Origin of the sequence: Pedobacter sp. WC2423 (genome assembly GCF_040822065.1) — a bacterium.
GTDB lineage: Bacteria > Bacteroidota > Bacteroidia > Sphingobacteriales > Sphingobacteriaceae > Pedobacter.
This window is the reverse complement of record NZ_CP162005.1, coordinates 3,149,432-3,173,618: the sequence shown is the minus strand read 5'-3', so window position 1 is coordinate 3,173,618 and position 24,187 is coordinate 3,149,432. Positions and strand designations below refer to the sequence as shown.

14 protein-coding genes are annotated in these 24,187 nt (G+C 38.9%); 6 read left to right on the top strand and 8 right to left on the bottom strand.

The genetic code is table 11. From position 1 onward, the window contains the following. Positions 1 to 747: a succinate dehydrogenase/fumarate reductase iron-sulfur subunit gene (locus tag AB3G38_RS13015; protein ID WP_367864333.1), complete on the top strand. Its 747-nt coding sequence runs from the start codon at positions 1 to 3 to the stop codon at positions 745 to 747. A 261-nt stretch (positions 748 to 1,008) separates the two neighbouring features. Here AB3G38_RS13015 and AB3G38_RS13010 read toward each other — a convergent pair whose 3' ends face one another. Next, a complete protein-coding gene (locus tag AB3G38_RS13010; protein WP_367864332.1) occupies positions 1,009 to 2,697 on the bottom strand; it encodes a sodium/sugar symporter in 1,689 nt (562 codons plus the stop codon). Between the two features lie 199 nt (positions 2,698 to 2,896). Here AB3G38_RS13010 and AB3G38_RS13005 point away from each other — a divergent pair, with 199 nt between their 5' ends. Next, positions 2,897 to 3,499, top strand: a complete 603-nt coding sequence (locus AB3G38_RS13005; protein WP_367864331.1) for a TetR/AcrR family transcriptional regulator — start codon at positions 2,897 to 2,899, stop codon at positions 3,497 to 3,499. Positions 3,500 to 3,571: 72 nt separating this feature from the next. On the opposite strand, the gene fabF is transcribed toward AB3G38_RS13005, so the two are convergent. Beyond that, positions 3,572 to 4,816 (bottom strand): beta-ketoacyl-ACP synthase II, encoded by a 1,245-nt coding sequence (gene fabF / locus AB3G38_RS13000; protein ID WP_367864330.1) that lies wholly within the window; start codon positions 4,814 to 4,816, stop codon positions 3,572 to 3,574. 396 nt (positions 4,817 to 5,212) lie between these two features. Here fabF and AB3G38_RS12995 point away from each other — a divergent pair, with 396 nt between their 5' ends. The 3 genes from AB3G38_RS12995 (at position 5,213) to AB3G38_RS12985 (ending at position 9,330) form a co-directional block, all read left to right on the top strand. Next, complete coding sequence (locus AB3G38_RS12995) at positions 5,213 to 5,710, top strand: phosphoheptose isomerase (protein ID WP_367864329.1); 498 nt, start codon at positions 5,213 to 5,215, stop codon at positions 5,708 to 5,710. 185 nt (positions 5,711 to 5,895) lie between these two features. Continuing rightward, positions 5,896 to 6,624: an acyl-CoA desaturase gene (locus AB3G38_RS12990; RefSeq protein ID WP_111635840.1), complete on the top strand. Its 729-nt coding sequence runs from the start codon at positions 5,896 to 5,898 to the stop codon at positions 6,622 to 6,624. An 87-nt stretch (positions 6,625 to 6,711) separates the two neighbouring features. Further along, positions 6,712 to 9,330 carry an outer membrane beta-barrel protein gene (locus tag AB3G38_RS12985; RefSeq protein WP_367864328.1) on the top strand — a complete coding sequence of 873 codons (2,619 nt, stop codon included), beginning with the start codon at positions 6,712 to 6,714 and terminating at the stop codon, positions 9,328 to 9,330. Positions 9,331 to 9,540: 210 nt separating this feature from the next. Here AB3G38_RS12985 and AB3G38_RS12980 read toward each other — a convergent pair whose 3' ends face one another. From AB3G38_RS12980 to AB3G38_RS12970, 3 genes are all read right to left on the bottom strand, one after another. After that, positions 9,541 to 10,866 carry a DEAD/DEAH box helicase gene (locus AB3G38_RS12980; RefSeq protein WP_068406580.1) on the bottom strand — a complete coding sequence of 442 codons (1,326 nt, stop codon included), beginning with the start codon at positions 10,864 to 10,866 and terminating at the stop codon, positions 9,541 to 9,543. A gap of 128 nt (positions 10,867 to 10,994) precedes the next feature. Continuing rightward, positions 10,995 to 12,332 (bottom strand): MFS transporter, encoded by a 1,338-nt coding sequence (locus AB3G38_RS12975; protein WP_367864327.1) that lies wholly within the window; start codon positions 12,330 to 12,332, stop codon positions 10,995 to 10,997. Next, a complete protein-coding gene (locus AB3G38_RS12970; RefSeq protein WP_367864326.1) occupies positions 12,304 to 13,680 on the bottom strand; it encodes an APC family permease in 1,377 nt (458 codons plus the stop codon). The genes AB3G38_RS12975 and AB3G38_RS12970 overlap by 29 nt, the downstream gene beginning before the upstream one ends. A 108-nt stretch (positions 13,681 to 13,788) precedes the next feature. On the opposite strand from AB3G38_RS12970, the gene AB3G38_RS12965 reads away from it, so the two are divergent. Next, a complete protein-coding gene (locus tag AB3G38_RS12965) occupies positions 13,789 to 15,708 on the top strand; it encodes a DNA topoisomerase IV subunit B (protein WP_367864325.1) in 1,920 nt (639 codons plus the stop codon). Here AB3G38_RS12965 and AB3G38_RS12960 read toward each other — a convergent pair. From AB3G38_RS12960 to AB3G38_RS12950, 3 genes are all read right to left on the bottom strand, one after another. Further along, the gene (locus AB3G38_RS12960) at positions 15,705 to 16,718 is read right to left on the bottom strand and encodes a YihY/virulence factor BrkB family protein (protein ID WP_367864324.1); all 1,014 of its coding nucleotides are present in this window, start codon (positions 16,716 to 16,718) and stop codon (positions 15,705 to 15,707) included. The two genes, AB3G38_RS12965 and AB3G38_RS12960, sit on opposite strands and share 4 nt — an antisense overlap. 32 nt (positions 16,719 to 16,750) lie before the next feature. Continuing rightward, complete coding sequence (locus tag AB3G38_RS12955; protein WP_367864323.1) at positions 16,751 to 19,042, bottom strand: BamA/TamA family outer membrane protein; 2,292 nt, start codon at positions 19,040 to 19,042, stop codon at positions 16,751 to 16,753. Between the two features lie 64 nt (positions 19,043 to 19,106). Beyond that, positions 19,107 to 24,125: a translocation/assembly module TamB domain-containing protein gene (locus AB3G38_RS12950; RefSeq protein ID WP_367864322.1), complete on the bottom strand. Its 5,019-nt coding sequence runs from the start codon at positions 24,123 to 24,125 to the stop codon at positions 19,107 to 19,109. Positions 24,126 to 24,187 lie beyond the last annotated feature (62 nt).

The following is a 24,187-nucleotide window of genomic DNA, read 5'->3' as shown; positions in this document are numbered from 1 at the left end:
ATGAAGATACATCTTAAAATATGGCGTCAGAAAGATGCGAAAACTAAAGGGAAACTGGTAGATTATATGCTGGATGAGGTGGATCACCACATGTCTTTTCTGGAAATGATGGATACTTTAAATGAGCAGCTGATCCTTAAGGGAGAAATGCCTGTTGAATTTGATCATGATTGCCGGGAAGGGATCTGCGGGACTTGCGGGATGATGATTAATGGGCAGGCTCATGGGCCGGTTCCGGGTTTAACTGCATGCCAGCTGCATATGCGGGAGTTTAAAGATGGAGCTACGATTTATGTGGAGCCTTTCAGGGCAGCTGCTTTTCCGGTTAAGCGCGATCTTAAGGTTGACCGTTCAGCTTTTGACCGGATTATACAGGCGGGTGGATTTATTACGGTTAATACCGGACAACCTGTGGAGGCCAATACTTTATTGATTACGCACGAAACTGCGGAATCTGCTTTTGATTCGGCTGCTTGTATTGGCTGTGGTGCTTGTGTAGCTACTTGTAAAAATTCAAGTGCTGCTCTTTTTACTTCTGCCAAGATTTCTCATTTAGCCAAAGTCCCGCAAGGAGAAAAAGAAGCAGCTAAAAGAGTATTGAAAATGGTTTCCCGTATGGATGAGGAGGGTTTTGGGCATTGTAGCAATACAGAAGCTTGTGAGGTGGAATGTCCGCAGGGTATTTCCGTACTCAATATCGCAAGAATGAACTGGGAATATACTAAAGCGAATTTGCTGAAAGATTAAAATATATTTTTATTACTGTAGCGTTTGCTGATTTACTTACGTTTTACAGTTAATAGGTTAGATTCGAACTCCGGAATCGGGTAATGGTAGTTACCTAAGGGATCTTCAGTGGTGTGTTTTGTTGCTCGCCAATGTTGAGAATACAAGGAATTTGAACTTTTGGGTAGATGAAATTCCACACACACACAAATGGATACAATAGCCCCTCAGTCGTTATGGCCGAGGGGCTTTGTGTTTGGGGATATCTTTACCGGGAATATTTTACCAGAAGAGGCTGTATAAGGCCACAATAATTCCACCTACAATCAATGATCCGATAGCGAAACTCTGATTGGTTTTAAACATAGATCTGTCAACCTCCAGCCCTTTAGGATTGATACCATTCCTGTTTTCCATTTTACTGATGATGAACATGGCAATTACACAAATTGCAAATACAAAGCCCATCCGGTCAATGAAAGGGATCTCATATAACATGGCACCATTTTTCTGTTCTACGAGTTTTGAAAAACCATAAGGACTTAACCATTCCAGGTTAGCGAATAATGGCAGTACTTTGAATAAAACGGAAAGGATGAAACCGCCGATAGTTGCAAATAATGCCGCATTAGAGGTTGTTCTTTTCCAGAAAAATCCAAGTAAGAACATGGCGAAAATACCTGGAGAAACAAAACCGGTATATTCCTGTATAAACTGGAAGCCTCCTTTTTTATCAATCCCAAGTTGTGGTGCAATAATAATTGCAAGGATCATCGCTACAATAACAGTAATCCGGCCGACGATAACCTGTTTATTCTCATCAGCGTCTTTATTAATCACTTTCTTGTAAACATCAAGCGTAAATATCGTAGCAATACTATTTGCTTTCCCTGCAAGAGAAGCTACAATAGCTGCTGTTAAAGCGGCGAAGGACAGACCTTTCAGCCCTTGTGGTAAGAGGTTAAGTAACACAGGGTAAGCTGAATCTGCATTTAAGGAACCGTCTTTCAGCATGGCTTTCTGGAAATCTCCATAACCCTCTTTATATAATACATAAGCAGCGATACCCGGCAGAACCACGATGACCGGCATCAGTAATTTCAGGAATGCAGCAAATAATAATCCGCTGCGGGCAGTTTTTAAATCAGCACCTAATGCTCTTTGTGTAATATATTGATTACAGCCCCAGTAGTTGAGGTTAACGATCCACATTCCACCAATCAATACAGAAAGACCAGGCAGATCCATATAATTTGCATCTTCTTTATGGAAGATCATCTGGAAGTGATCGACAGCTTTTTCTTTAATCAGCGAGAGCCCGTTGAATACACCAGTGGTTCCAAAGTGTGCCGAGACTAATTCCAGCGCAAGGTAGGTTGTTGCCAGACCACCAAGAATCAGGAAAAATACCTGGATAACATCTGTATAGCCAATTACTTTCATTCCGCCGAGGGTAATAATTACAGCGAAAACAGAGAGTACATACATACAGGCGGTAATATTGATCCCGGAAATACTGTTGATAGCTAAAGCGCCCAGGTAAAGTATAGAAGTCAGGTTGACCACTACATAAAGTAAAAGCCAGAAAATAGCCATAATCATGGCTACAGTACTGTTATACCGCTGCCCAAGAAATTGTGGCATCGTATAGATTTTATTCTTGATATAAACAGGAATAAAAAATATAGCGACAATAATCAGGGTTACAGCGGCGAGCCATTCGTAACTGGCAATTGCCAGGCCCATAGTAAAGCCTGATCCGCTCATTCCAATAAATTGTTCTGCTGAAATGTTGGAAGCAATGAGGGAGGCACCGATGGCCCACCAGGTTAAGGAATCTTTTGCCAGGAAGAAATCTTTTGAATTTTCCTTTTGTGCTTGTTTTTTGCGGTAAACTGTCCAGCCATAGAGGGCGACGATGAAGAAATAAACGAGGAAAACGACGTAGTCGTAAATGCCTAATGAGTTCATAGTTTAAGTGGTTCAGATTCAGCGGCTATGGCCACTGAACCATTTCCTTTATCAGGAGGTTGGTTTATAATTGGTTATCGAAATAAATTTAGTATAATAATTTTATTATGCAATTTATTATCACACGCTGTTTAACATTCTGCTCCTGATTTGTTACTCAGCTATGGTTTGGGACAGAAATTTTCTGGACTTTTGCTTTATGGATAATGTATTGTCAAAAGCAGAGCGTACCCGTCAGTTTATTATTGAAACCACAGCGGGTATATTTAATACGAAAGGATATGCGGGAACCTCATTGTCAGATTTAACAGAGGCTACTCACCTGACCAAGGGAAGTATTTATGGCAATTTTGAAAATAAGGAAGATGTTGCGCTTTCGGTTTTTGATTATAATTTATCCAAGATCAGAAAAGCTGTCATTCAGCGCATGCAAAAAGCAGTCAGCTACCAGGAGAAACTAATGGTTTATGCACAAGTTTACCATAGTTTTAGCGGAGCATCTTTTCCGACAGGCGGATGCCCGATCCTGAATACGGCCATAGAGGCTGATGATACCAATACCTTATTAAAAGCAAAAGCTGCGAAGGCAGTAACGGATTGGAAAAAAGATATCAGTAACCTGATTGCTGCCGGAATGGAAGCAGGGGAATTTAAAGCAGACACGGATGTTGACCGGATAGCTTATTCTATCATTGCGTTGATTGAAGGTGGGATTATGATTGCAAAAATTACCGGTCATCCTTCAAATCTGGATAAAATCCTGATCACTGTAGAACAGGTTATTCATCAATTAAAAGTATAATGTCTTCATTTTCGGGCATAAAAAAGCCGGCATGTTTTGTTAATTGCATGCCGGCCTGAAATTTATCCTGGTTTATAACGATTTGAAAACAACGATTCCGTTGTGACCGCCAAAACCGAAAGTATTGCTCATTGCTGCTTTAACTTTAGCAGAGATTGCTTCTTTAATTACAATATTCAGATTTGATGGAATTGCAGGGTCAAGTTCATCTGTATTGATGGTTGGAGGGATAATGCTATCCCGCATCGATAATAAACAGATAATTGCTTCAATTGCTCCGGCTGCACCTAATAAGTGACCAGTCATAGATTTTGTTGCGCTGATAAACAATTCATTTTTACCTGTTCCCAGCAGGTTACTTACTGCTTTAGTTTCAGAAAGGTCACCAACAGGGGTTGAGGTTGCGTGCGTATTTAAGTAGTTAATATCATGGATAGTTAAGCCAGCCTCTGTAAGGGCTAATTTCATCGCATGAGAAGCTCCTAAACCTTCAGGATGGGTTGCTGTCATATGGTAAGCGTCAGCAGTCATTGCTGCACCACCAATTTCTCCGTAAATAGTTGCACCACGTTTTACAGCGTGCTCATATTCTTCCAGAACCAGTGCGCCTGCACCTTCACCCATCACAAAACCATCACGTTTAATGTCAAATGGTTTTGAGGCTGTTTCCGGCGTATCATTTTGTGCTGACATTGCTTTCATTGCACAAAAACCACCAACTGAAGAAGCCGAAATAGGCGCTTCTGAACCACCAGTCACAATGATTTTTGCTTTACCCATACGGATATAAGTGAAAGCATCCATAATTGCTGTATTGGAAGTTGCACAGGCAGAAACTGTAGTGTAATTGATTCCCATATAGCCATTACGGATAGAAATCATTCCTGAAGCCATGTTCGCGATTAGTTTTGGAACAAAGAACGGGCTGTAACGCGGCGTACCATTTCCAAGCGCAAATTCAGCAGACTGCTGCTCGAAAGTATCCATTCCACCCTGTCCTGATCCCCAGATCACACCTACATCAAATGGATCCATTTTGTCAAATTCAAAGCCAGAGTCTTTGATTGCCTCATCAGATGCCACTAAAGCATATTGTGTAAAACGGTCTGTTCTTTTAATGTCAGACCTGTCTAAATATTTTGTAACGTCATAATCCTTGAGTTCACAAGCAAATTGCGTGCGGAACAGGGAGGCATCAAAGCGGGTAATCTTTGCAGCTCCGCTTTTTCCAGCTATGGTATTGCTCCAGAAAGTATTTACATCATTTCCTAAAGGCGTTAATGCCCCAATTCCTGTGATAACAACTCTTTTTAACATATGCATATATAAATTAATGATTGATCATCGCCCTGACGGCTTTGATTAAACTCTGGGTCTGTTTAAACTTAATACAAACTCTTACAAAAGTAAGATTATATTTAATACCTTATGGTATAATTCAGTGCTGTATTTACCGTTTCACCCCATTATGACGCGAAAATACAAATATTAAAATCAAATATTAGTGTGTTTAAATTTATGTTGCCTGTGTGTGTTTATATTTAAACGGGTTCTTTAATAGATTGCGGTGATGTTTATTTATGTAACTGATATTTTGCAATGCACTGAAAATAGCGAAAGGAGGGGGGGCTGAAAGGTATATGGAGTACTAACAAATAATCAGATGAATTTTAAACTGTTTCTTATATTTGAGCATTAAAATATTTATATATAATGTCAGATCAGAAAAAAGAAATATTCGACAGTGTTGCTCAGCGACTGAAAATTGAAGGTTTTAACGTAGTAAATCGTGATGAAACCCGTCCATGGGGTGGTTTTTTCGTTATTGATGAAGCACAAGCACAACAGTTTGCCAATGTTTACTTTGACGGACTAAATGTAGAGGAGCTGAAAATCTCAGGAAAATTAAGTCCTAAGATTTTAATCGTTGCACCAAATACACGTTTATCATGGCAATATCATCACCGCCGTGCTGAAATATGGAGAGTGGTAAGTGGTACCGTTGGTGTGATTACCAGTGAGACTGATGAGCAGGGAGATGTACAGCAATTGGTTCCTGAACAAACTATTAAATTGAAACAAGGAGAAAGACATCGCCTGGTAGGTTTAGATGACTGGGGCATTGTTTCTGAAATCTGGCAGCACACTGATCCTTCTGATCCATCTGATGAGTCTGATATTGTACGTGTATCAGACGATTTCGGCAGATAAATCATATTCCGGCATGTGTTTGATTCTGGAATCAAACACATGTTTTTTTTCTCTCTTTTGCGCGTGTCGGTATTCAACAAAAAATTAATAGTCTGAACATTCCACGCCAAATCCTTTTCTTTTCTTTACTTTTGTAATTGAAACATCCCGAAGGATGTTCAGTTCTATAGTATACCCGATTCAATATGATTATATTAATATTTTTTCTACTGCACTGGTTCCTGTCACTTTTCTCTCAAACTTTCTTTTTACACCGCTATGCTTCGCATAAAATGTTTAAAATGAATCCGTTCTGGGAGAAGTTTTTCTATACGATTACTTTTCTGTCTCAAGGTTCTTCTTTCTTAAATCCAAGGGCATATGCTATCCTTCACCGCATGCACCATGCTTTCAGTGATACCGAGAAAGATCCGCACTCTCCTCATTTTGTAAAGGATGTATGGGGAATGATGATACAGACTAAAAATATCTATCTGAATTATGCCAAATATAATGAAGAGCCGGAAGAACAGTTCCGTGATAACTATCCTTCATGGCCGCTGATTGATAAAATTGGCGATTCCTGGATCACAAGAATGGTATTCATTAGTTTTTATATCTGGTTCTATGTGACTTTTGCTACGGCGTGGTGGATGTTCTTATTGTTGCCGGTTCATTTCCTGATGGGGCCTCTGCATGGCGCTATCGTAAACTGGTGTGGTCATAAATATGGTTATTCAAACCATGATAATAATGATCATAGTAAAAATTCCCTTCCACTGGATTTCCTGATGATGGGAGAGTTGTTCCAGAACAATCACCATAAAAAACCTAACAATCCGAATTTTGCTTCTAAGTGGTTTGAGTTTGATCCTACTTATCCGCTGATGAAAGTGATGCATTGGTTACATATCATCAGAATCAGAAAGACCTAACAGGTCCATAGTCATCTTTTTTTATAACTGCCAGCTACGATTTTGAAGATATATACAGCTTTTTTTCTATTTATATTTTTAAATACAATGCTGCTTTCTCCAGTGAATGCGCAAAATGGCATTCTCCTTCGGGGTGTTGTCCAGGATACGACCAAAGTGGGTATTCCTGGTGCAAATGTGCGCCTGATTGCAGGCAAAGATACTTTGAGCAGTAATACCGATACTACAGGCAGCTTTAGCTTTTCGAATGTGAGGAGCGGGAATGTAACTTTGCTGGTCAGGGGTATAGGTTATTCTGCTTATCATCAAGTTATTACCTTGAAAGATGGGATCATGGAGCAATCGTTACCAGCCCTGGTCTTAAAGTCGGCTGCGCTTCAGTTAAATGAGGTGGTAATTAAAGGTAGGGTAGTTCCTATGCGGGTAATGAAAGATACCGTGGAGTTTAATGCAGATGCCTATGCTGTTCATGAAAATGATAAGGTGGAAGATTTACTGAAACAATTGCCTGGTGTAGAAATAGATAAGGATGGTAATGTGTCTTCTGCGGGTAAAGCACTCACTAAAATACGTGTGAATGGAAAAGACTTTTTTACAGGTAATGTCAAGGAGTTTATTTCAAAGTTGCCAGCGGGAACGGTTTCCAGAATCCAGTTTATTGATGATTATGGAGATAAAGCAAATTTTACAGGGATCAAAACCGGAGAACCACAAAAGATTTTGAATGTTGTCCTGAAGTCAGACCGCAATAATGGAAATTTCGGCAGTGTGACAGCGAGTGCCGGAACGGATAAACGTTATGGTTTAAATCTGAATGATTATTTGTGGAGAGATCTCCGGCAGATTGGTGTAAATGCAAATGCGGGTAATACCAATACGGGAGCCGGGATCAATACCAATTCCAATCTGGGTTTCAGTTATAGAGATAAGATTAAAGAAAAGCTGATTTTTGGCAGCAACTATAATTACGCTTACAATAAAAACGAAAGTATACAACAGAGTTTAATTGAAACAGTAAATCCTCAGGGAATTATCTACGATAAATCTGCGAATACAAATTCCTCCAAAAGTAACGGACATAACCTGGATCTGAGCCTGGAATCTACGGATCAGGAGAATTATCTCAGAGGTGGGTTCAGAGGAGCTTTACAGGGCACAAACAGCAATGCTATCAATGAGTCATTACAAACCGGTGTTGTCCGCCGCGATTTGAATACCCAAAGGAGCAGTAAACAGGATAATCCAAATTTGAATGCTGATTTTACTATGGCCCGCAAGTTGAAAAAGCCAGGCAGAATTATTTCTGCTGGTGTGAATGGCAGTTCTGGTCTTACAGCTAATAACAGTGATCTGGATAACCAGATTAAGTATTATGATCCTAAGACAGGTGTGGCGGTTAAAGATTCGCTATTGAATCAATTGGTAGATGAACGTAACCGCACAACTACGCTGAATGCTAATTTCACCTTTACTGAACCTTTGAAAGCAAAAGATTCACTGGTTAAAAGAAGCCTGGATTTTAATTATCTTTTTTCATTGAGCCGTACAAGAAACAGCCTGGATACCAAAGACAGGGATCAGTCAGGAAATATCAGGGATGTAGATTCTTTAAGCAATTCTTACACTTCTTCTTTTAGTAAACATATCATTGGTATCAATTACCGGTATGAAACAAAAAAACTCAATTATATTCTTGGGATAACCGGACAGCCGAGTTTATTGACCGGAGCCTATGAGGGAAGAACTGACCGGATTAACCGCGCAGGTTTTAATTTCTCACCAATTGCGCGTTTAAATTACATGATTTCCACTAAAAGCCAGTTTAATTTCTTTTATACAGGAAATAGTGTAGAACCTAATTTTAACCAGCTACAACCGGTAAGAGATACCCGTAACCTGAACAATATAGTGATTGGGAATCCGGATTTGAAGGCTGCGTTTAATCATTTGATTAATCTGAATTATAACCATAGTAATCCGCAGAGCGGAAGTAATTTACAGGTAGGGTTAAGAGGGTCGGTTACACAAAACCAGGTCGTGTCGAATACGTTGCTGATCGCTGATAAGCTGGTTCCTGATTCGTTGAAGAATTTTAACCAGGAAACGCATTATCTGAATACCAATGGTAATTATAATTTCGGTACTAATTATTACTGGTCTTTGCCTTTTGGAAAAAAATATACGTTTGAAATGATTGGCGGCATTAATTATAATCACCGTATTTCATTTGCAGAAGAGGTGAAGAATATTGGAAAGGGTGTTAATATCAATCAAAGGGTTGGATTAAGGATGAACCGCAAATGGATTATGCTGCATACCAGTGCGAATTATAGTTACAATAGTAATAGGTATTCGATCAGAAGCTTTAATTCGAATACGTTACAGATCTGGACGTTTAATATGGATAGCAGGATCTTTATTTTAAAGAGTTTGGTACTGGGAGTGAATGCAGCAAAAACTTTGAATCAGGGATTCTCAGTTAATGCTACAAACCCGTTTATTATCAATGGTTCTATAGAGAAGACGTTTTTTAAGCATAAGCAGGTGAGTGTGAAACTGGAAGGAAATGACTTTTTAAATCAGGGGAATAACCTGACCAGAACGGTCACAGACAATACGACTACAGAAAGCAGGACTAATCAGATTACCAGGTATTTTCTGTTAAGTTTTACCTGGAATCTCCAAAGTTTCGGCGGAGAGAATTAAGATCATGTTGGCTGCCTACTAAAGTCGCCAAAATCTGCGGAATTATGAAGATAACGACTTCTGAGTTGTCTTTGCAGATTAATTCTTTAAACATTTGACAGATTTATTTTATAGAGCATAAATCAACTGCCCATCTGATTGTCAAAACCCCTGAAACAAAAAAAACCGTTTCCCACAACAGGAAACGGTTTCAAGATCTTAATGTTTATATTAATCTGTTTTAGCCTTAGGTCTTGATCCGCTGAATCTGCGGTTACCACCACCATTGCCGCCACCCGGAGTTCTTTTTGCTCCGCTAAGGTTTGGCTTATATTCAGTTCTTTCCTGACGGCCACCTCTTGAAGGTTTGCTCTTTCCTTTTACTTTTGCCGCTGCGGCGCCAGACATCAGGCTCTGCCAGCTCATTGCATAAGGATGATCTTCCTGTACAGGGATCTTAAGCGCGATTAATTTCTCGATATCGTCCAGGTATTCTTTTTCTTCTCCATCGCAGAAAGAGAAGGAAACCCCACTGTTACCAGCACGACCTGTACGGCCAATTCTGTGTACGTAAGTTTCAGGAACATTTGGCAATTCATAGTTGATCACATGTGTTAACTCATCTACGTCGATACCACGGGCAGCAATATCAGTTGCTACAAGAATGCGGGTAGTTTTGTCTTTAAAATTAGTTAAAGCTCTTTGTCTTGCATTCTGTGATTTATTACCGTGAATAGCTTCGGCTTTTACACCAACTTTAATCAGGTCTTTAACGATACGGTCTGCACCATGTTTTGTACGGGTAAAAACAAGTGCTGTAGTAATCGTTTTATCCTTAAGAATATGGATTAATAGATTTTTCTTATCATTTTTATCTACGTAATAGATAGACTGCTCAATTTTTTCCGCAGTTGAAGACACAGGCGTTACTTCTACTTTTAACGGATCAGTTAAAATCGTATTGGCCAGTTTTTGAATTTCACCAGGCATCGTTGCCGAGAAAAATAAAGTTTGTCTTTTAGCAGGCAGCTTTGCAATAGTTTTCTTCACATCATGAATGAAACCCATGTCCAGCATTCTGTCTGCTTCATCCAGTACAAATATTTCAACATCTTTAAGGTTGATGAAACCCTGATTCATTAAATCAAGCAATCTGCCTGGTGTAGCGATCAGGATATCTACGCCGCGATGTAAAGCGTCAGTTTGTGCTTTTTGTCCAACACCACCAAAAATAACCAGGTGGCGCAGCGAAAGATTTTTACCATAAGCCTTGAAACTTTCTTCAATCTGAATGGCAAGCTCACGTGTTGGCGTTAATACCAGGGCACGGATCGGTCTCGGGCCTTTAGTATTCTGATGTTCTTTATTCAGCAGTTGTAACATAGGAATTGCAAAAGCCGCTGTTTTACCAGTTCCGGTTTGCGCACAGCCTAGTAAGTCTCTGCTTGTTAATATAGTAGGAATAGATTGTTCTTGTATAGGGGTTGGGTTAGTATAACCCTCTGCTTGCAGCGCTTTTAAAATAGGCTCAATCAGGTTTAATTCTTCGAATAACAATGTGTTTGAATTTTAATGTGTATAATAATGAAGAGACGTTAACAATCAGCAGGCGTTTAATTAATGAATTCCTTGCTGATTAAAGAGTTACGTTTCGCTGGCGCAAATATACATATAAGTTCCGTAACTTATTTGTCTTCTTTAAAGCGGGTGAAAAACAATAAGGCGAGCACACATAAAACAAAGCCTGCAACACCATTTAAACGCAGGCCAAAATCGTGTCCCGGATCTTTACCATAAACAGTCAGCATGGCAAAAAGTGCAATTCCTACAGTTTGGCCAAGTTTAACAAATAGATATTTAACTGCGAAAAACATGCCTTCATGGTTTTCACCGGTCTCCCTGGTGTCTTTTTGAGCGATATCAGCCAGAATTGCATTTGGCAGAATACCAAGCGCGGCCAGTGGAAAAGAAGCGCAAACTACCAGGATATACATTTGCATAGCCGGTGGGAAGGGCAGGTGCCCGAGAAAGTAAATAGTGACAAAAATAAGACTAAGGATCGCAAAAGCAGCAAGCACCAGTGCCTTTCTGCCATAGCGTTTTGCCCCTGAATTTATGAAAGGATAAAACAGAAGGGAAAGAAAGACCATAGTCCCCATATATTTTCCACCGTCCGACTCAGGTAATTTCAATAAAACACTGACGAAATAAAGCAAACCACTTGAAATGATACTCAGCGCCATATAATAGGCAAAATCCGAAATCAGGTAATATTTGAAATTCGCATTGCGGAAAGTATTTTTAATAGCTGGAAGCAAGGGGATATGCGTAGGCTTGCCGTTACTATATTCCTTTTCGTTGATTGTAACTACAGGAAGGATCATCACCAGTCCGGAAAAAATACTGAGTCCGATGATGGTATATTGAAGGGCTTCCATTCTTTCCGGGATATGAAATACAAACTGAATCAGATCGGCAAAGTTATTGATCATTGCCGACAGGATCATTCCCATGACAAAACCAACCTGCTGAAAAGTAGAAAGCTTAACTTTTTGTTCCGCTGTGTGTGCTAATTCGGCCAGTAAAGCATTGTAAGGTATGATATAACTCGTAACTGACATGAAAAAACCAATCAGCATCAGGGTAAGCCACCAGGCATTTGCAGTAGACTCTGCCTTTACTAAAGGGTGAAAGATCAATCCGCAGAAAATAACCGCAGGGATAATCGCATAACGCATAATCGGGATGCGTCTGCCTTTGGGATTTGTACTTCCATCACTCACTGAAGCAATAAAAGGGTCATAAAAAGCATCGAATAATCTGCCTGATGCTGCAATCAGGGACAGGATGTTAAATATACCAAATACGATCAGCTGAGGAACTAAAGGAGTTAAGCCTGAATTGGTAGGCGGCAGGTAGAAATAGGGAAGCATCACAATAATAATATTGGTCATAATGCTCCAGCCCATCATTCCGGCTGCATAGGTGATCTCTTTACTTAAGGGCAGTTGCTTCTGCTGCATCGGCTATCTTCTTCTTTTTATTGAATATTTTTGAAATAAAATAAATGGCTATGAATCCTATAAATATATACAATCCATTGCTGGCAGCGGAAGGATCGTCCTGATAAATACTGATTCCAACGAATAAATAAAAAGAAATAAATAGCACAGGAAGAACAGGGTACCATTTCATCCTGTAAATACTGCTTTTATCTAAATGAGCAGTAGTTCTGCGCAGAATAAATAAAGTAGCTGCCGAACTTGCTGTTCCGATGCATTCCAGTATAATGGAGTAGTTGACAATTTTATCGAAAGTCTGGGCGAAAAAGAGCGTAGTCATCACCAGTGCAGTAAAAGTAGTCAGGCTGACTACCATCACCTCTGTTCTCTTACTTTTTTGTGCAAATACAGCAGGGAGTGCTTTTTCTTCACCCATGGCAAACATCGCTCTTGGATTACTTAAAAGATTCACATTGACATAACCCAGAACAGATAAAAAAATAACCGCAGAAAGTATAGTAAAGCCTGCGGGTCCGAAAATTCTGCCCGCTAATATGGACGCAATGCTATGCGCAGTTTTTAACTGTTCAAATCCGATAACTTTTACATAGGCATAATTGATGAGCAGGTAAAGTGAAATAATCATAAACAACCCCAGCTTAATACCCTTGGGAATGATTTTCTTGGCATCCTTAACTTCTCCGCCCAGGTTGATCGTTTGTGTATATCCTGCAAAAGAAAAGGTAACTGCAATCAGGCAAATTCCCAGTGCCTTCCCGTAATCTGACCAGACAGGTTTGTTCCCTGAAACTGTTTTAAATACAGGGGTGATGGTTTCCGTTTGTCCGCCAAAAAATATGGCGCAAATCAGCGTCAGTACGAGCGTAATTTTAATCACCGTCAGGATATTCTGGACTTTCGAACTCGCCTTTAAACCCATCAGGTTAATACTGTAAAATATAAGTATGGTTACCGCAGCGACCACAAGCCGGTAAAAGTCGGTCTGCATCTCTGGCGGAAAAATAACACTGCTCAGGTATTCTGAACCAATTAAGGTTACACCAGCCATAGAAGCCGCACTTGTCAACACGACTATACCGTTAATGGCGAAAGCTACCGAAGGATGATAACAGGTAGAGAATATTTTATAATAACCACCGGTTACCGGAAAACGTGAACCGATTTCTGCATAGATCAATGCCCCGCAATAGGCAACCAAACCGCCTATAATCCAGGCCAGGAAGAATAATTCGGGAATTTGTGCCTTGGCAGCTACATTAACTGGTGTACGGAAGATGCCCATTCCGATGACCAGGCTGACAACGATCATAGACAGATCGAAAAGGGAAAGCTGTTTTTTAGGCTGCATTTATTGTTGGAGTAAATGCACGAAGGTAAGGCAAAATGTGTATTTGTTGAAACTTTGATGTTTAATTGAGGTAGCTATTCATTAAATTTGCAGTTCTACACAAAAATTATGGCTGAACCTATATATAACGATGACAGTATACGGTCACTGGACTGGAAAGAACACATCAGATTGCGCCCTGGTATGTATATCGGGAAGCTGGGTGATGGCTCCGCTCAGGATGACGGTATTTATGTCTTGCTCAAGGAGATCATGGATAACTCTATTGATGAGTTTGTCATGGGATCTGGCCGTATCATTGATATTACTGTTTCTGATTCTAAGGTGAATGTACGTGATTATGGCCGTGGTATTCCATTGGGTAAAGTGATTGACTGCGTGTCAAAGATCAATACCGGTGGTAAATATGATAGTAACGCTTTCCAGAAATCTGTAGGGTTAAACGGGGTAGGTACAAAAGCAGTAAATGCTTTATCGACCAATTTCGTGGTGCAGTCTTACCGTGATGGAAAAACAAAAAAGGTGGAGTTTTCAAGAGGGGAGATCACCATGGATCATCCTGTTATTGATACCACGCAAAGAAATGGTACTGCCATTACTTTCTATCCTGATGAGACCATTTTCAGAAATTATCATTATATCCCTGATTTTGTAGAAAGTATGATCTGGAACTATGTGTTCCTGAATACTGGTTTAACGGTTAATTTTAACAATCAAAAATACTTATCGGAACGTGGTCTGTATGATTTGCTGCATAAGGTAGCAGATGTAGAAAATATCCGTTATCCGATTATTCACCTGAAAGGCAATGATATCGAGATCGCAATGACTCATGGTCAGCAGTATGGAGAAGATTATCATTCTTTTGTGAACGGGCAGCATACCACTCAGGGCGGTACACACCAGGCTGCTTTCAGAGAAGCGGTAGTGAAAACTATCCGTGAGTTTTATAAAAAAGAATACGAGGCTTCAGATATCCGTTCTTCTATTATTGCTGCGATTTCTGTTCGTGTGCAGGAGCCGGTATTTGAGTCACAGACAAAAACCAAACTGGGTTCTCAGAATATGGGGCCTGACGGGCCTTCTGTACGTACTTTCATCAATGATTTCGTGAAGAAAGAACTGGATGATTACCTGCATAAGCATACCGATGTTGCAGACGCTTTATTAAAGCGTATCCTGCAATCTGAGCGTGAGCGTAAGGATATCGCCGGAATCAAGAAACTGGCGAATGACAGGGCTAAAAAAGCATCACTTCACAATAAGAAACTCAGAGATTGTAAAGTCCATTTCAGCAGTACGCATGAAAAACGTTACGAAACTACCTTGTTTATTACCGAAGGAGATTCTGCATCCGGATCTATTACTAAGTCAAGAGATGTAGATTGCCAGGCAGTATTCAGTTTGAAGGGTAAACCTTTGAATTGTTATGAGCTGACTAAAAAGGTGGTTTATGAGAATGAGGAATTCAACTTATTGCAGCATGCGCTGAATATTGAAGACGGGCTGGAAGGTTTACATTATAACAATATTGTAATCGCCACTGATGCCGATGTGGATGGTATGCACATCAGGTTACTGATGATGACTTTCTTTTTGCAGTTCTTCCCCGATCTGGTTAGAGCAGGACATGTATATATTCTGCAAACTCCTTTATTCAGGGTACGTAATAAGAAAGAGACCATCTATTGCTATAGTGATGATGAGCGTAAGAGAGCAATTGAGAAATTAGGAAATAAGCCTGAGATTACACGGTTTAAAGGTTTAGGAGAGATTTCTCCTGACGAGTTTGGTTTATTTATTGGTAAAGATATCCGCCTGGATCCGGTAATTCTGAAAGACCAGACGATCAAGAATTTGCTGGAATATTATATGGGTAAAAATACACCAGACAGACAACAGCATATTATCAGAAACTTAAGAATAGAGAAAGATACCGTAGAAGCGTTAATCTCTGCTGATTTGGATGCGGCAACAGCGGCAGTTTCTGAAGATATCATTGAAGATGAAATTGCAGAATCGGCTTAGGCCGGTTCTGTTTTTGTTTCTTCAGGATGTTGCGGAGGCAAAACATCTACTTTCTTTTCGACCACAGTAATTTGTGTATGGACCGCATACTTACTTGGTCTTATTCCTTTATCATATTTTTCTGCATACACCTGGGTAAATTCAGCTCCGAAGTACAGAATAATAGCAGTATAATAAATCCAGAGCAGGATCACAATAATTGAACTTGCAGCACCAAATGCTGATGCCGGATTTCCTTTCTCAATATATACTCCAATCAGATATTTACCTAAACTGAATAGAAGTGCTGTAAATAAAGCGCCTATAAGAGCTGATTTCCATCTTAGAATGACATCAGGCAATACTTTAAAAATAATAGTAAACACAGCCGTTACAGCTGCTAAAGTAAAAGCATTGTTCAGGATGTAAATTAACAGGGTAGTTGTTGTATCTGCAACAGGAATAATTTCGCTTATTTTGCTTCTGGCTACCAGCTCTCCTAATTTAGAACCAAGCCCGACCACAATACTGTTAATGACCAGTGAAACCAATAACAGGAAACCCATTGATACAATTAATGAGAAAGAAAGCAATCTGTTGGTCAGCATTTTTAACCATCCTTTTTTAGGAACAGCTTTTACTTTCCAGATCATATTGATACTGTCCTGGATTTCAATGAAAATAGCAGTTGAACCGACAATCAATGTTCCGATCCCAATAATCAGTCCTATTGTACTTTTACCGGTAAGATTAGCATTAGTAACAAATCCCTGTATTTGTTTAGCTGCTTCAGCTCCTGCTATTTCGTTGATCTGAGCAAATAATTCTGTTCCCGGATTCAGTTTATCACTGAAAAATATACTCGCTGCTGAAATAACGATAATGATCAGTGGTGTTAAAGAGAAGATCGTATAGTAAGCAAGTGCGGCGCTTAATTTCATCACACGGTCTTCGATAAAGCCTGCTCCGGCCGCCACGAACAGATGGTACAGTGCAATAAAGAAACGTTTGATTTGATGTAATACTTCCATTTTAGATAAATGTCTTTAGATTGGATTGGTAATTAAAATGGATAGCCAATTCCTATGTTATAAACTAAGTTTTGTTTTCTCCAGGTCTTATCACCAAATGCAACCTGATCAATTACCCATCTTTGTCCTTCAGGTAAGTATGGTTTTCTGATCGGGAAGGCTACGTCTAAACGGACAACAAAGATTTTAGCATCTACGCGTAAACCAGCTCCGGTTGATATGGCCATTTCGCTTAATGCATTTTTTACCTTGAAGCCTGAGCCTGGCCTGGCTGGATCTTCTTTTCTTAGCCAGATATTTCCTGCGTCAGCAAATAAGGCGCCGTATAATACACTAACTAGTTTAAAACGTAATTCTGTATTCAGCATAATTTTTACGTCACCACTTTGATCAGCGAATTGTGTGGTATCTGGCACTTTATAAGTACCAGGGCCAAGTGATCTGGAAGCAAAACCGCGAATATCGTTTGTTCCTCCTGCAAAAAACTGTTTTACAAAGGGCATAGATGTACTGTTACCGTAAGCATAACCATATCCCAGGTTTAGTCGATTAGCCCAGATCACATTTCTGTTGATCTTAAAATAATCTCTCAGATCCGTCTCTAATCTTACAAACTGAGTTAATGGCACATTAAAAATTGATTTTTCACCCTTGCCATCTTTTGAAATAAATACACCCCATAGATTACCACCAGTTTGTATGTTCCCATTAAAGTAAATATTGTTTCTTCTGGACTCTTCCATTTGATTGGTATAGTTGAAGTTATAGCTACTTCCAATTATAAACTGTTTATCAAGGATGTTTTTCAAGCCAGGAGTAAGTCTGAAAATACTATCTTTTTTAGCGGAATCAATGCCTGGTTTTACATAGGTAATTGAAATAGGATTAAAAGTATGTTCTTTATGAACGTTTTCCTTCCATACATAGCCATATTCTGCTTTAAATGAACTTAAATCATATAAAGATCCTCTGCTTAACAACTCATAAGACAGAGATGCAATAGTTTTTGGAATGAATGCAGTGGTACTGCTAGGCTTGTAAAACGGAACAATAAATCTTGGGAAAGTTAATTTTCCCTGGGCAGTAAATGAATAAGAGTTCAGGTTCTTTGCTTGTCCGCTTACCTGTGTTTCAAAACCACCGCTTAAACTTACGTCCAGTTGCTCAGCACCTCTGAACAGGTTTCTTGTAGTCTGAGTTACTTTTACCTCTGAACCTACAAAATTATTTGATTTACTGGTTCCCGTTACTGAAAATGACAGGGAGTTTTTCTTTAAAGGGGTCAGGTAAATATTTAAATCCAGCTGGTCGTTTTTAAAACTGTCAACAGGCAAAAACTCTGCTTTAACAGCTTGAAATGCATTGATATTAACCATTCTGTTTAAAGACTGGTTATGGTCTTTTCTGTTATAAGTTTCACCTTTTTTAAAGAAGACCAGCCTGTCAAATAAACGAGGTTTAAATGTTTTTTTATCATCATAGATCTCGAAATCATTATACTCGACAGGCTGCAATTTCCTCAGTGCAGTATCCCTTCTTAAGGAGTAGTTCGGATATATTTTAATCTCTTTGATTGTATAAGGCTTCAAACCTGCATCAGGTGCTATGTCTTTTACTTTCACAGTAATATTAACCTGGCTTTTTCCAATAGTACTGTCCACCTGCAGAATCAGATAGTCCGGGCTGAAATAGAAATAACCATTTTCTTTCAGGTCGTTATCTATACGGATCCGTTCATTTTTAAAGACTTCAAGATTATAGAAATCTCCTTTCTTAAGCAAGGTATTTTCTTTATTCTGATTAATAATATTGGCCAGGTTCCCTGTGTCTTTAGGAAAAGTGATGTTATTGATTTTATAACGTGTACCTGTTTGTGCTGTATAAACAGCCTTAGCAGAACGTTTTTTAACAATAGTATCTCCGGTTACTACAGATTGCAGGTATCCCTGGCTAATCAGATAACTGGTTAATATGGCATTATTGCTTTTTAATTTGACATCACTCAATAATACAGGTGGTTCTCCAACTTTGGTTCTTAGCCAGTGGCGGATACCTTTTGGTTTTTTAGGTTCACCGGCAAGGTTATAGATATATAATTTTGGTCTTAAGCCAAGAATCGTTTTATTAGGTGCAGGTCTTGTTTTACTTTCCAAATCACTCTTTACATTCTTTTCATCTGCAATTTTTGAAGAAGAATCGGGATTAATCTTTACCTCAGCACCTGTATACAAAGTCTGTCCGGGTTTCAGGTATTTAGTGTTGCTGCAGGCGGCCCACACTAAACATGAAAAGATTAATAAAGAGGGTAGAATTAGTTTTTTCATTCACTATTTATGTTTGTAAGCTTCTGCAGGTTTACACCTGCAGAAGCTGTTTTTTTGTTAAATCTTATTTTTCGCTTTTTGCAGGTGTATTACTAACCGCTTTTTCTTTTGGTTTTTGCTCAGTGGTAATCTGATACCGCTTTCTTCTTTTCTGGAAAATCTCTTTGAATTTATTATAATCAACAACTAAGGCAAATCCAACACCAGTCTCGATAATCTGTCCCTCAATTACACCCTCGTTCTGATTACGTCTGTAAGCTCTCAAACGGTATCTGCCATCAGCAGAAAGCGCATATTCCACATTCACATTACCCGCAATATTTGTTGCATTCTGCCCAGGTGCCTGCGGGCCTTCCAGGCCAAATGAACTACCTACAGTTACTGTTAACCTGTCATTCAGCAGTTTTTTAGATAAGCCTACTTCCAGGTCTGTTTTTTGCTGCAATGAGCCTGAAGAGTAATCTTCAGATGAATTCAGTCCAAAGTTTATATCTACACCTTTAACTAAATCTGAAGCGAGATTATTTAACTGATCGGTCAGCAAATTACTCACACTTGAACGTGCCATCGAGGAAATACCTCCACCACCACCAACAAGACTCTCGAATGGATTATCTGCAATGAAACGGCCCAGCGCTAATAAAGCAAATACCTGTTTATTAAGCTGTCCTTCATCTCTGTTTATATTCTGTATTTTAGTATAAACAACTCCGCCTAAAGCGCCTTGTTCGTTTGCAGGCATATCCAGCTTGAACGATATGGTTGGCTTCATCAGCTGATTTTTCATGTATAGATAAACCTGGAAAGGCAGTTTTGTTTTAGCCGGGATGTTATCAGGTTGATTAAGCAAGTCAATTGGAGCTGCATTAACTTCATATAATGCAGTCAGGTCTACATTGGCTTCTGTAGGTTCTCCAGTCCAGATAATACTGCTTCCTTTAACCAGTTTAAATGATCTTTTAGCTAAGCCGCCGATAGACAGGTTATAAGAACCCTCATTCAGATCATAACGACCTGTTAAGCTTGTCTTACCACTGGCGTCCATTGTGGCGATCAGGTTAGCTGTTCCTTTTACCTTCAGCGCGTCACCATTTGCAGGGTCAACCACCACATTCAGTTCTGCATCCGGATCAATCTTAATATTGGCACTCAGATTAATTCCTTTAATAGGCGATTTACTGATACTATCTGCTTTCAGTGCCTTCTGGCCGTTAAATGGCGCAGCATCTGCATCAATAAACTGGACAATCCCTTCCTGGCTGATTACCGAAGGATCATCAGGAGGTAATGCGAAGAAGAACTTAGTTCCTTTCTCTACCTGAACATTCATATTGATATCCGGCTGATTTAAATCACCTCTTACCTTGATCATACTGGTTAGGAAAACTGTTCCATAGATCATTTCATTGTCTGCTGCTGTAGAATGCAGCGCCCTGAAATTATTGGTTCTGATATCCATATTGAACTTGAAGTTCCTGTAATCTTTCGTCAGGATTCCACCATTTATGGTCGCTTGTTTATTCAATGAATCAATGATGGTGAAGTTATTGAACTTAACACCTTCTTCAGTAAAGCTGATCGTCTCATTCGGCATTCTGAAATATGAATTCACATAAGTTGCATTGAATGCAGCCTGGTTAAATTTAACGTCTCCCAATACTTTTGGTGAAGCGATCGCCCCCTTAATCGAAAGTTGTCCGGTTATTGTTCCTGAACCCTGTTTAATCTGTCCCATAGAAACACTTTCCAATGCCTTAAGATCTATCTTGTCAATATTCAAAGTAAGATCCAAAGCATTCTCAGCTTTCGTATAATAGAATCCGTTTACCCTTAACTCATGTACCCCGGTTAAAGCGATATTAGTTTCAAATGCATTCTCTGTATTGTTATTTACAGCAACACGTAATGTTCCCAGCTGATCTTTCTGATAACGAAGATGATCAATTGTCAGGTTAGCTTCGAACTTTGGACTACCTGTTAATTCTTTCACATCTACAGTTCCATTAATTGCTCCGCCTACTAAAGAACTATCCTGCTCTGCAAATTTGGTCAGTGTTTGTATTTGGAAATTCCTGAACTCTACTTTAAGCGGTGAGCCTGGTGTCGAATTCAAACTATTTACACTCAGTAACTGTCCGTCTTTACTTAAATTGAATTGATTTGCCAGGATACCCGAAGCGCCGAACTGAATAAAGTTTTCCGGAGAAACTGTCCATTTCTCATAATCCAGGGTTAACTTCTGCGGATCAAAACTGAACTGAAAGTTTTTATGAATTGATTTAAATGTACCTCCAAGTACATATTTATCTTTTAGTTTACTATCTCTAAGGAAGATGTTAACCCCCAATAGATTATTCGCAGCTTCACCACTTAGTTCTGTATTATATAAAGCGATTGATTTGCTTTGCACATGCTTTACCAATAACTTATAGTTCAGTTTTTGATTGATATTGTCTATAGTAATGCGTGTACTGTCCACCTGGTAATCTCCATAAACTACCTGGGGAATCCAGGCATTCATCACTAAACTATCTTTTTTTGTATCCAGTAAACCACTGATTCTGGAAGGAGAGAAGGTGGTTAGTTCAGGGATAAAGTTTTTAATGAACTTAGGATTATAAATGTTCATATTAAATCTGAAACGCTGATCTGGTATCCTGGTAACCTCGCCAAATGCATAATATTTATTAATCTGGTTGATCATTGCAGGGGCAAGGTTAGTGAGCTGATATTGTCCATCAACACGTGCACTCAGCAACTCTGATTTTAAAGTCAATAAAGTATGTCTGGCTGTCGCCTCAGCATGTACATCAATCGTATCTACATTAAATCTTTGTCCATCTTTAACCAGTTGCATACCTCTGATACTTACATCCCCATTCAGGTAATCCGGGTCGGCAGTTTTAATATCCGCTTTAACCAGACCCGCCATCCTTAATTCTGTAGCACTGAAATTCAATTTCTGCAAATCAACTTGTTTTAAATTAAGATCTGCTTTAACGGCAGGGTATTTACCAGCCATATTGACAAAAGCAGTTAAATTGAAATTAGCATTGGAATCTGCCATTTCACTTTTGATATTCATTTTCTGACCCGAATAGGTACCGCTCAGTAACAGGTTTTTGTAGGTATATTTATTATAATAAGCGCTTAATACCTGTGCATTGATCTTTGCACTGGCAGTTTTTGCGTCTAAACCTGTTCCGTTTACAGTAGCTTTAGCGCTTATCCTGCCTAACTTAGACTGCATTTTTATTAAACGGCCAACATTAAAATTATTCAGATTGATATTTGCAGTATAACTTTCTTTTCCTTTAGGCCCTTTCATACTTGCCAGTAATTTGGCTGCCCCCATATCTGTGTTGATATTGAAATCAGTATTGAAATTGGTCATAGACCCTTTAAATTTTCCTGTGGCTGCAATTGTATTGGGTAATTCAATATTGGCAGGTAAAGATTTTTTAGGAATAATTACCAGCAGATCTCTTTTTGTTAAAGAGAAGCGTTTAATGTTAAGATCAAGAAATGTCTTATTGACATCTGGTAAACCTTTAACCGTACCATTCAAATCTATATTTGTACTTTTTAAGCCACTAATCTGCAATTGAGGAATTGACAGATTATTCATAAACCCATTTGCGCGGGCAGTTATTTTAATTTTCTCATTGCGGTATGCTGCTGGAATTGCATCACTAAAATAGGTCGCATCTTTTAAGCCTAATACAGAATTTTTTAGTTGTATGTTTATTTTTACCTTTTCGGGATGTTTTGTTAAATCATCCAGTGAAGTATAGTTCAGCGTGGTATTATTCTCAATATGAGTATGAGGTGTTTTAAAGACAAGATTGGTAAGTTTAACCATTTTATCACTGTAGATTACATCACCCTGCAACTTTGAAAGTTCAAAGCCACTTCTTTCTTTGAATGTTCCACTTTTAACATTTACCTTGATTCCGGTCTGACTGTAGGAGAGTGCCTCTGCTTCCAGTCCAAGTCCATTAACTTTTAAGTGGTTATAATCCAGTCCTTTTGCGGTAGGCTTTACAGCCAGGTTATCATATTGTATATTGTTTTCTGCGAGATTTAATTTACTGACCAGGACAGCTAATGCAGAAGGCTTTGCAGTTGTACTATCGGCAGATTTTGTTCCTGAGGCCACCGAAAGTGGTTTAAAAGCAAAAAGGATGTTAGATTTATTCAGCGTAGCTTCATCTAATTTAAAATTACTTTTAGTCAGGTCGGCAAACAGTTTTTTCAGGTTAAGTTCATTAATATTCAGATCAGCACGCATGTCTGAGAGCATATCATTAAAGTTGATCTTCACATGATTAAAAGCAACATCCTGAATCTCTACCAAAGGAAGTTTTCCTGAAGCTGTTTGAGCAGTATCGATACTTTTTTCCAGGTGAGCTGCCAGCTGGGTAAGTGGTTTTTGCTGTAAATATTTAAGGGAAGTGTTTTTCAGCACCAGGTCTTTAATGACGTAGTGTTGGTTATCCATGTCAAAATTTTTAATGTTTGTCTGGAATTCTCCAAGATTTACGCTTACATCATTACCTGCAACATCATCACGATAAACAATACCAATATCTTTTAAGCTTATTTTGCTGATAGAAAACTTCATGGTAGAAGTGGTATCCTTTTTCACCTGGTCTTCCGGCTTCTTCTGTTCAGACATAAATGCATCCAGAAGGAAAGAAAAATTAAATGTGGTATCGGGATCAATACGGGTCACATTTGCCCGGATTTTCTCCAGCTCAATATTGTTAATTTCTATTTTATTACTCAATAGTTTGAAAAGACTGATATCGACTGCTAATTTCTGTGCATACAATAAAGTGTCGCCTTTTTTATCTTCCATGTAGAATTTGTTGAGCACAATATCTTTAGGCAAGGCAATTTTAATACTTTCCAGACTAACTTCTGTATGGGTTTTATTTTTCAGGTAGCCAATAGCTTTGCCTTTAACGAAGTTCTGAACAGCGGGGATATTTAAAGATATAGCGATTGCAACTACTAATAAGATGATAGCAGCAATAATCCATAAAACAACCTTTAAACTTTTACGTACGTATTTATTCAATTCAATTAGATTTTGAGAGATTTATGACTAACCAAGGTATAAAAACTATGCCATAAGGCGGT